Here is a 4325-nt window from a genome sequence, read left to right on the forward strand (position 1 = left end):
CCCAACCCCCAACCCCCAACCCCCACCGAAAAACTTTTTCAGCAGACCCTAATTAATGTTAGACTGGGGAGTAATCCACGGCTCATCACCAAAGTACAAACCATGACTACTACTACTGATATAGGCACAATTGAGCAGGGCTTATCTCATAGGGGAATTATTTTAGCTCCACAACAACGATATGAAATCGGTGACTTGATGCGCGGAGTATTAAAGTTGATTAACACCAAGTCACCAGAAGAAATGCAGGGGCAACTGGAATTTCTGAGCAACTAGATTTCTTAAGGTAGTGAGCGGTCTATTCTTAATTCTCCTGACTCCTGACTACTGGCTACTGACTCCTAACCCTAACAACAATTTTTGATTTTTACCAGAGGTCTATTTATTCAGCCAGCCCTACATAACTTTTTATACTAAATCCGGTTATTAAAGACTGATTATCTATTGCCCCTTTTGCCTATTGCCTTTTGCCTGTCCCCATAAGTAGCCTATACTCAACGGATTTAGTATTACTTTCTCTCAGATTAACTCCTCTTAGTTCAACCTGCTAAAAATAATAGTCAGGTATTTTTGTTTGTTATAATTTATACAAAATAACCTGCAATTACCCTACTTATTCTCATCGGCGAATGGTAAATTGACTGACTGTTATACTGATACTAAATCCTATTTAAAAGCGATAGGAGACTGGGGAACGACGGAACAGCAGCCGGTCGTCGAGAGATGATGTCAAATCCCGTCAGACTTTATCTTTATTGCTGACCGGCTGCCTAGACAAATCAGAAAGTAAAAGTCGTGCGGATAGTACCGATAACTAAGGTAGAATTGTTGTTATTCGAGTTAGGAGAAGTAATCACGATTACCCCTGGAGTAAGGGCAATATTATCGGTGAGTTTCCACTCATAAAATCCTTCGATATGAAAGGAAGTATCGGGATCATTAGTGGCACTACCATCATTTAATCTAATGCTAGAATTAGATACCCAAGGCTGCATACCAACAATAATACCCGCCGTATTTCCTTCTTTAAATAAATCAGGAAAAGCCAAAGTTACCGCCCAATTCCAGATATCTAAATCCCCGCGTTCTATTTGTCCATTTAAAGTGCTAAGGGTGATAGCTTTTGTGTAACCCCCCCAACCACCGAGAACAAAACCATCGACAATTCGCCAACTAAATTGTAAACCCAAACTATTATTAATGGTCGGGACAGCCTCCCCGAATAGTTCTTCGGTGAAAAATCGGAAATTCGAGCGCTGACTTCCCGTCCCCGTGTCTAATTGGTTATAACCATGAAAGTAGGATAAAGCAATGCCAAAATTCTCGTTTGGAACATAACCCAGCTGCCCTAGGGCAGTATAGGAACCGTTAAATAAACCCGCTCCCGGGTTAGGATCATTAGCATCCCCGGCAAGATAACCGGCGCTGAATTGCAAAGCCCCATAATTACCCTGTAAACCGAGTCCAGTTTGTCCGGGGGCAAAATAAAGGGGATTGCGGGTGCCAAAATCGGAAAGCGCCCCACTAGCACCATCTCCATCCAAAAAGTTGAGGGTATTGGTAAAGTCATCTTTAGCACCTCCCGTCGCTTCTAACCAGAGGTAGATATTTTCCGTTAGGGGGAAACTGTAGTTTAAAACTTCTAGCAATAAATCATTGCCGTCGGGTTGGGTAAAGGCTAAGGTACTTTCAAAAGTTCCCGTAGTATCGGCTAAATCGGCAATATTTCCCGTTGCTAGACGGGTATAGAGTAAATCTTTGCCTGTGAAGCTAGTATTTAATTCTAAACGGGCCCGATAACCAAAAGCTGGTACTTGGGGAATCGCTTCACCACCGTTTTTTTCTCCTGTGGCTACCCCATATAATGCCATTACCACTTCCCCGGTTAATTTAGTGGTGGTGGAAAATTGATTATTTTCCAGAAAAGCGACTCGATTTTCTAAGTTATCAACTCTTGCCCCTAAAGCTGCTAATTCTGTCTCGAATTCGCTGACTAATCGCTTGATTCTGTCTAGATCTTCTTTTAATACCGCTACTCCTTCTTGAATCAATCTTTCTAGGGTATTTAAGCAGGAATTCAACCCGGCGGCAAATTCCCAACGAGTTAAAGCGCGTTCGCCGCGAAAAGTACGGTCAGGATAACCTACTATACAACCATACCTCTCCACGAGACTTCTTAATGCCTCAAAAGCCCAGGCGGTGGGAGAAACATCCCGCAATTGATTCACCGTCGTCACCTGTGCCATGGGGTTACTAGAGAGGTTTTCGAGACTATTAGCCAGTACTGGACCAGAAAAACCCAGTAATATCGCTCCTGTTAGGAAATTTTGCTTGATTTTCATTGCTGTCTCTCACACCTATAAGAATGATTATTGTTCTCAATATAATCAGGTTAGCAAACTTTTTCCAGTCTGGCACTGTTGCTAATATTTGTCAAATGTTACTTCAGATAAAATCTGAATTGCCTAGTTTTTATCGGTTTAAATAGATATTAAATGATAATAAAAGCAATAAGTAAATAATTTTATTGTTCCTAAAAACAAGATAGAGACGCTGCTGACAGCATCTCTAAATGATTATTTTTGGTTCAATTGAGGATAAAAAACGAGGTGACTAGCGCAATTCAGCGTTAAACTCGTTAAAAGAGCGTCTTTTTAACTCTAGCGATTGCGATCGAGGCAAAAGCTCAAAAACCTTTCTTAAGACATCATCCACATCTTCATATTTAACATTGCCCAAACCATCATAAACCACTTTACCTTGTTGGTCTAAAACCACCGTTTGGGGAACCCCACCGCGATAATAGTAACCCGGCTCATCGGGACGATAGGAAGACTTTAAGGGGATAGAATCGACAGTAACGGGGATAATACTGGCGGCGCGACCGTAAAACTCTTGAAAACGGGAGACAATCGCCGCAAATTGCTTACAATCACTACTATCATCCAGATAATAGACAATAATAGCCGGAATTTTCCGTTGAAAAGTTTCCGCTAAATTTAAACGCGGCGGTACGAGGGAACCATTACCCGCATAGACCACAAAAATATTACCATCGAGGCGATCATCATCGATCCCCGCATAGGCGCTAGGGGTTAGCCAAGGAGACAAACTCGTCAGAGCAACAATAAGAAAGACAAGACAGATCTGAAGACGCGGCCGATAACGAGATTTCATGATCAACAGGGTTAAAATATTAAGACAATTTTTAGTTTAAAAAATCTTGTGACCTTCGAGCGCGATAATTCCCAAACCACCTCGCGAGTCATTGCCGCTAACTCGCGCTTTGCCAATACTTATTATGCCATTCTAGGGCTACATCCGAGTGCCTCGGTGATCGAAGTGAGACGCGCCTATCGGGAACTAAGCAAAAGATACCATCCCGATACTACCGAACTCAGCCCCGAAGTGGCAACGGTTAAATTCCAGCGTCTTAACGAAGCTTATGCCACCCTGAGTAATCCCGATCGCCGTTCCCTGTATGATTTACAGATAGGTTACTCGCGCTGGAATGTCATCCAAACTATCCCCGATAGCGATGAACCCATAGCTAATCGTAGCGCCTATCTCGATCCTACCGATCGCCCCCTATCTTCAGGAGAAATTTTTGCTTTGTTTATCTTGGCACTCACCCTGCTGGGCTGCTTGTTACTAGCGGTGATTATTGCTATGCTTCGAGGAGAGAATGCCGTCACTGTAGCCCAATTATTTTTGATTTAGATGCGATGAAGATTCCCACTGCCGATACTCCCCTCTATAATCATCCCTTACCGGCGATCGAAGCATGGCTAGTTAAGTTAGGTTGTCGGAAAAATACCGAGAATATCCACTGTTGGATCGTCGAAAAACCAACATGGAAAGCGGAAATCTGCCTCGATATCGAAGAAATAACCGTTCGTTACTTTCGGGCAGCAAATGACGGCAGTGACATCAATCGCGCTTTTAAATACTCCCTTAGTCGCCAAGATATCGAAGCGGCGGTTTTTTCCGGTCCCTAATCATCGAAAATTTGGGTCTGAAACCCCGTCGTTCTACGACGGCTTTACCGTTAAATACTAGCACATTTACGGAATATATGCTAAAATGCTCCCCATGGAAAAAGCCTATTCGTTTCGATTTTACCCCACACCAGAACAAGAGTCGCTATTGCGGCGCACTTTGGGCTGTGTAAGATTAGTTTACAATAAAGCTCTCCACGAACGAACACAAGCATGGTACGAAAGACAAGAAAGAGTAGGCTACGCTCAAACTTCTTCAATGCTAACCGATTGGAAAAAGCAAGAAGAATTAGACTTTTTAAACGAAGTTAGTTGTGTACCTTTACC

General features: G+C 42.8%; 5 protein-coding genes and 1 pseudogene. 4 read left to right on the forward strand and 2 right to left on the reverse strand.

The features are described 5' to 3' along the window. Positions 1–276 (forward strand): annotated as a pseudogene (locus IM479_RS11090) (hypothetical protein); the annotation flags it as partial. Positions 277–779: 503 nt separating this feature from the next. On the opposite strand, the gene IM479_RS11095 reads toward IM479_RS11090, so the two are convergent. Further along, positions 780–2342, reverse strand: a complete 1563-nt coding sequence (locus IM479_RS11095) for an iron uptake porin (protein ID WP_287687155.1) — start codon at positions 2340–2342, stop codon at positions 780–782. Between the two features lie 271 nt (positions 2343–2613). Continuing rightward, positions 2614–3177, reverse strand: coding sequence for a thylakoid membrane photosystem I accumulation factor (locus IM479_RS11100; protein ID WP_287076000.1), 564 nt, complete (start codon positions 3175–3177; stop codon positions 2614–2616). 48 nt (positions 3178–3225) lie between these two features. Here IM479_RS11100 and IM479_RS11105 point away from each other — a divergent pair, with 48 nt between their 5' ends. From IM479_RS11105 to IM479_RS11115, 3 genes are all read left to right on the forward strand, one after another. Next, entirely contained in the window at positions 3226–3720 is a 495-nt protein-coding gene (locus IM479_RS11105) for a J domain-containing protein (RefSeq protein WP_002763788.1), read from the forward strand. Positions 3721–3725: 5 nt separating this feature from the next. After that, positions 3726–3998 (forward strand): DUF3143 domain-containing protein, encoded by a 273-nt coding sequence (locus tag IM479_RS11110; protein WP_287687156.1) that lies wholly within the window; start codon positions 3726–3728, stop codon positions 3996–3998. 94 nt (positions 3999–4092) lie between these two features. Next, a partial coding sequence (locus tag IM479_RS11115) for a helix-turn-helix domain-containing protein (protein ID WP_287699407.1) occupies positions 4093–4325 on the forward strand: 233 nt, incomplete at its 3' end.

It is taken from the genome of Microcystis sp. M165S2, from assembly GCF_020245885.1.
Lineage (GTDB): Bacteria > Cyanobacteriota > Cyanobacteriia > Cyanobacteriales > Microcystaceae > Microcystis.